Source organism: Humidesulfovibrio sp. (assembly GCF_035560995.1).
Taxonomy (GTDB): domain Bacteria; phylum Desulfobacterota; class Desulfovibrionia; order Desulfovibrionales; family Desulfovibrionaceae; genus Humidesulfovibrio.
The window spans coordinates 1-4,687 of the sequence record NZ_DATMYK010000294.1; the positions used below are offsets into that span (position 1 = coordinate 1).

General features: G+C 62.6%; 4 protein-coding genes. 1 reads left to right on the forward strand and 3 read right to left on the reverse strand.

Annotation, left to right across the window (positions count from 1 at the left end; genetic code table 11):
* Positions 1–203: 203 nt before the first annotated feature.
* A complete protein-coding gene (locus VN419_RS11405) occupies positions 204–1,649 on the reverse strand; it encodes a menaquinone biosynthesis decarboxylase (RefSeq protein ID WP_325647352.1) in 1,446 nt (481 codons plus the stop codon).
* A gap of 173 nt (positions 1,650–1,822) precedes the next feature.
* On the opposite strand from VN419_RS11405, the gene VN419_RS11410 reads away from it, so the two are divergent.
* Positions 1,823–2,461 (forward strand): CerR family C-terminal domain-containing protein, encoded by a 639-nt coding sequence (locus VN419_RS11410; RefSeq protein ID WP_325647353.1) that lies wholly within the window; start codon positions 1,823–1,825, stop codon positions 2,459–2,461.
* Positions 2,462–2,603: 142 nt separating this feature from the next.
* Here the strand turns inward: VN419_RS11410 and VN419_RS11415 are convergent, their stop codons facing one another.
* Together VN419_RS11415 and VN419_RS11420 are read right to left on the reverse strand one after the other, a co-directional pair.
* Positions 2,604–2,942: a P-II family nitrogen regulator gene (locus VN419_RS11415; RefSeq protein WP_325647354.1), complete on the reverse strand. Its 339-nt coding sequence runs from the start codon at positions 2,940–2,942 to the stop codon at positions 2,604–2,606.
* 16 nt (positions 2,943–2,958) lie between these two features.
* The gene (locus VN419_RS11420) at positions 2,959–4,533 is read right to left on the reverse strand and encodes an ammonium transporter (RefSeq protein WP_325647355.1); all 1,575 of its coding nucleotides are present in this window, start codon (positions 4,531–4,533) and stop codon (positions 2,959–2,961) included.
* Between the last annotated feature and the right edge of the window lie 154 nt (positions 4,534–4,687).

Sequence of the window (4,687 nt, forward strand, 5' to 3'; positions counted from 1 at the left end):
GCCTCCGGCGGCCAGGGGGTATGCACCCCCTGGACCCGCAGGCCGCCGCTCCGGGGCCTTGCCCCGGAGCGGCGGAGGGCGTCATGTCTGTTGCGCTGGAGTCAAACGCTATGCTTGGACGAGAGGACACACACCCCTAATGGGATCCCAAAGGGCGAATGCCCTTTGGCCCCCGGAGGGTATTCTCTTCTCTTGTCTTCTCGTTACAGGCCCAGGTTCTTCCACAGCCCGTCGATCTTGGCCTTCACGCCCTCGTCCATGCGCAGGGTGTCGGGCCACTCGCGGTGGTGTCCGTCCTCGGGGCCCTTCTTGGTGGCGTCGATGCCCATCTTGCCGCCGTAGTAGGCGAGCGGCGAGGCGTGGTCGAGCGCGTCCAGCGGGCCGTCCAGGATGGCGATGTCGCGCCTGGGGTCCACGTTGTTGCCGATGCGCCAGAGCACCTCGGACACGTTCTGCACGTTGATGTTCTTGTCCACCACCACGATGATCTTGGTGAACATCATCTGGCCCATGCCCCACAGGGCGTACATGACCTTTCTCGCCTGGCCGGGGTAGCGCTTGTCTATGGAGACGAAGCACAGGTTGTGGAACACGCCTTCAAGCGGCAGGTTCATGTCCACCACCTCGGGCAGTTGCTTCTTGATGAGCGGCAGGAACAGGCGCTCCGTGGCCTTGCCGATGAAGCAGTCTTCCATCGGAGGGGGCCCGACGAGGGTGGCCGGGTAGATGGCGTCGTGCCGGTGGGTGATGGCCGTGACGTGGAACACCGGGTAGTCGTCGGCCAGGGAGTAGTAGCCCGTGTGGTCGCCGAAGGGGCCTTCGCGGCGGCGCTCCTTGGGGTCCACGTAGCCTTCCAGCACGAACTGGCTGGTGGCGGGCACCTCAAGGTCGACGGTCTTGCACTTGACGAGCTCCACCGGCTGGTTGCGCAGGAAGCCCGCGAAGAGCATCTCGTCGATCTCGTCCGGGATGGGCGCGGTGGCGGCGTAGGTCACGGCCGGGTCCGGTCCGATGGCCACGGCGACCTCAAGGCGTTTGCCGAGCTTTTCGGCCAGATGGTAATGGTAGGCCCCGCCCTTGTGGCGGTGCCAGTGCATGCCGGTGGTGTTCTTGTCGAACACCTGCATGCGGTACATGCCCGCGTTGCGCACGCCGGTTTCCGGGTTCTTGGTGAACACCACGGGCAGGGTGATGAACGGGCCCGCGTCGCCCGGCCAGGTGGTCAAAACGGGCATGATGGACAGGTCCACCTGGTCGCCGGTCAGGACGACGTCCTGGCAGCAGCCCTTTTTCACATGGTCGGGGAAAATGTTGGTGAGCTTCGAGAGCTTGGGGATCATCTGCAACTTTTTGATGATGCCGTCGGGCCGCTCGATCTCCAGGTATTCGTGGATGCGCTCGCCCAGGGCGTCCAGATTCTCGGAATCTAGGGCCATGTTCATGCGCGTGTACGAGCCGTACATGTTGGTCAGCACGGGGAATTTGGACCCCTTGGTTTTCTCAAAAAGCAGGGCCGGGCCGAACTTCTTGCTCACCCGGTCCGTTACCTCGGCGATTTCAAGGTAGGGGTCAAGCTCGGCGTCGATGCGCTTGAGTTCGCCTTTGCGGTCAAGATGCTTCAGGAATTCCTGTAAATCCTTGTAGGGCATGAAATCCTCGCAGGTTCTCGTTTCCCATACACTACCAAAGTGGTGCCCACTCTGACAAGCGGACAGGCGAATGGGTCTTTTCCCCCCTTGACAGAGTCAAAACAAAAATTTAAACATTGTTTAAAGAGGCTGTATCCATCAGACCCCCTCATTCGTCGTAGACGGAGAACGCCATGTCGACACAACAGGATCTTTGCACAAAGACGAGGCTGCTGGCGGCCGCGCGGGAGCACTTCGCCCTGCGCGGGGTCAAGGAGGCCACGGTGCGCGAAATCTGCGCCCAGGCCGGGGCCAACGTGGCCGCCGTGAACTATCACTTCGGCGGCAAGGACAAGCTGTTCATCGCCGTGCTTTTGGATTTCATGGAAAAGGCGCAGGCCAAGTATCCCGTTCACATGGGCCTTGGACCGGAAGCCCCGCCGGAAGAACGCCTCAAGGCCTACATCCGTTCGCTGCTGTACCGGCTCATGGGCGACGGCGACCCGGTGAATGAGAAGCTGGGGCAGCTTTTGAGCGGCGAGTTCATCGAGCCCTCGGCGGACTTCGGGGTTGTGATGGAGCGCTACATCACCCCACAGCATGAGGTTCTGCTGGGCATCATCCGCGAACTGCTGCCAGAAGCCGACGGCCGCACCGTGCATTTGTGCGCCGCCGGAGTGGTTGGGCACTGCGTGCTGTTCGACAACGCCAAGCAGCTCATCCGCCAAGTGTACCCGGAGCTCGATCTGGAGAAGCTCGGCGTCGAGCTCGTGGCGGATTTTGTGCAGCGCTACGCCTTGGCGGGCATTGCCCGCATGCGCGAAGCGAACTGATTTTTTGCCGCCCGGTTTCTGCCCCCCCCCCCTTGCGCATAAGCGAGCCCCTGCCTGGGCGTTACAGGCAGGGGCTCTGGAGTGAGGGCGGGCGTTTGGGTCCCTCTTCCCGCACGCCCGCGCCGCAAGGGAGAGGAATGTCTTAGACGGCCGCCTCCCCGCGCTCGTTGGTGCGGATGCGCACGGCGTCTTCGATGTTGATGACGAAGATCTTTCCGTCGCCGATGCTGCCGGTGTTGGCCGCGCCTCGCACGGCTTCCACCACGCCCGGGGCGATGGCGTCGTTGACCACGACCTCGATCTTCACCTTGGCCTTGAACACCACCTGGTATTCGGCTCCGCGGTACATCTCCACGTGGCCCTTCTGGCGGCCGTAGCCCTTCACCTCGGTCACGGTCATGCCGTGCACTCCGGCCTTGTCCAGGGCATCCTTCACGTCGTCGAGCTTGTGGGGCTTGATGATGGCTTCAATCTTCTTCATGTCTGCCTCCGGCCCGTTAACGGTGGGTCTTGTTGATGGAGAACTCGGGGTAGCCGATGACGGCCACTTCAGCCATGTCCAGGCCTTCCTGTTCGACCTCGGCCGGGACGCGCATGGGGGCGATCTTGTTGGAGACCTTGAAGAAGACGTACATGACGACGAACACGAAGACGATGTTCACGGCCACGGCGATGAGTTGGGCCACGAGCTGGGAAGGATCGCCGTAGAACAGGCCCTTCACGGTGCCTTCCACGCCGTTCAGCTTGTCGCCGTAGGTGCCGTCGGCGAAGAGTCCGAGGGCAACCATGCCCCAGGCGCCGTTGACGCCATGGACCGAGATGGCGCCCACGGGGTCGTCGAGCTTCAGGGTGTTTTCAACGAACAGGACGCTGACGCAGAGCAGCACGCCCGCGATGACGCCGATGAGCACGGAGGCCATGGGGTTCACGAAACCGCAGGGGGCGGTGATGGCGACCAGGCCGGCGAGCATGCCGTTGGCGGCCATGGAGATGTCCGGCTTGCCGTAGCGCAGCCACATGTACATCATGGCGGACATGGCGCCGCCAGCAGAGGCGAGCATGGTGTTGACGGCCACGACGCTGATGCGCATGTCGCCGCCAGCCAGGGTGGAGCCGGCGTTGAAGCCGAACCAGCCGAAGGCCAGGACCAGACAGCCGGCCAGGGCCATGGGAATGTGGTGGCCGGGCAGGGCGTTGGCGGTGCCGTCGGCGCGGAACTTGCCAAGACGGGGGCCGAGGATCATGGCGCCGGCCAGGGCGGCCACGCCGCCGGTCATGTGCACAACCGAGGAGCCTGCGAAGTCGAGCACGCCGTGGCCCAGGCCGAAGTTGCTGCCCAGGGTGGACAACCAGCCCGCGCCCCACACCCAGTTGGCGTACAAGGGGTACACGAACATGGAGATGAAGAAGCCGTAGATGACGAAGTTCTTGAAGGTCCAGCGCTCGGCCATGGCGCCCGTGGGAATGGTGGCCGTGGTGTCCATGAAGACCATCTGGAACAGGAACATGGTCAGCACGGTGGTGTCGTAGACGTCCTCGCCCAAGAGGAAGCCCTTCATGCCGAAGATGCCGAAGTCCTTGCCGAACAAGGTGATGGTGAATTCCTGGTTCAGCAGGGTGCCGCCGCCCAGGGCCGCCGCGCCGCCGCTGCCGCCCATCTGCAGGGCGAAGCCGGTAAGCCAGAAGCCCAGCATGCCGATGCCGTACACCATCATGTTCATGCCCATGGTGTGGCCGGCGTTCTTGGCGCGGGTGAAGCCCGTTTCAGCCATGGCGAAACCAAGCTGCATGAACATGACCAGGAAGCCGCAGATGAGCGTCCAGACCAGGTTGATGGAGATCCGGTTGTGGCCGATGACGTCCGCCAGCTTTGTGGCCAGCGGTTCGGAGTCCTTGTACTTCTCCATGTCCACTTCAGTGGGTGCGCCAGAAGTGGCGTTGACCACGTCGGCTGCGGTGCCGATGGTCGCGCCAGTGGGGTCCGGAGCCGGGACGTCGGCCGCGAAGACCGTGGCCGACCCGACCAGGACAACCATTGCGAGGGTGAGAGCCATGACGATGTTCTTGAGCATGCTGCCTCCTGAGAAAGAATTTGAATGGGCTTTTGCAGCATATGGGCAAGAAGCGGGCCAAAGTACGCTACCCTGCGTATTTGTTGATGATGTGTGTTTTTGGCTAAAAGTCTGCTGTGCGAAATGTAACGATATTGAAAGAATTGTGCACCTG

Bases quoted from the DNA above. Each gene is read 5' to 3' on its own strand.
- VN419_RS11405 (WP_325647352.1), bottom strand. From the start codon at position 1,649: ATGCCCTACAAGGATTTACAGGAATTCCTGAAGCATCTTGACCGCAAA.
- VN419_RS11410 (WP_325647353.1), top strand. From the start codon at position 1,823: ATGTCGACACAACAGGATCTTTGCACAAAGACGAGGCTGCTGGCGGCC.
- VN419_RS11415 (WP_325647354.1), bottom strand. From the start codon at position 2,942: ATGAAGAAGATTGAAGCCATCATCAAGCCCCACAAGCTCGACGACGTG.
- VN419_RS11420 (WP_325647355.1), bottom strand. From the start codon at position 4,533: ATGCTCAAGAACATCGTCATGGCTCTCACCCTCGCAATGGTTGTCCTG.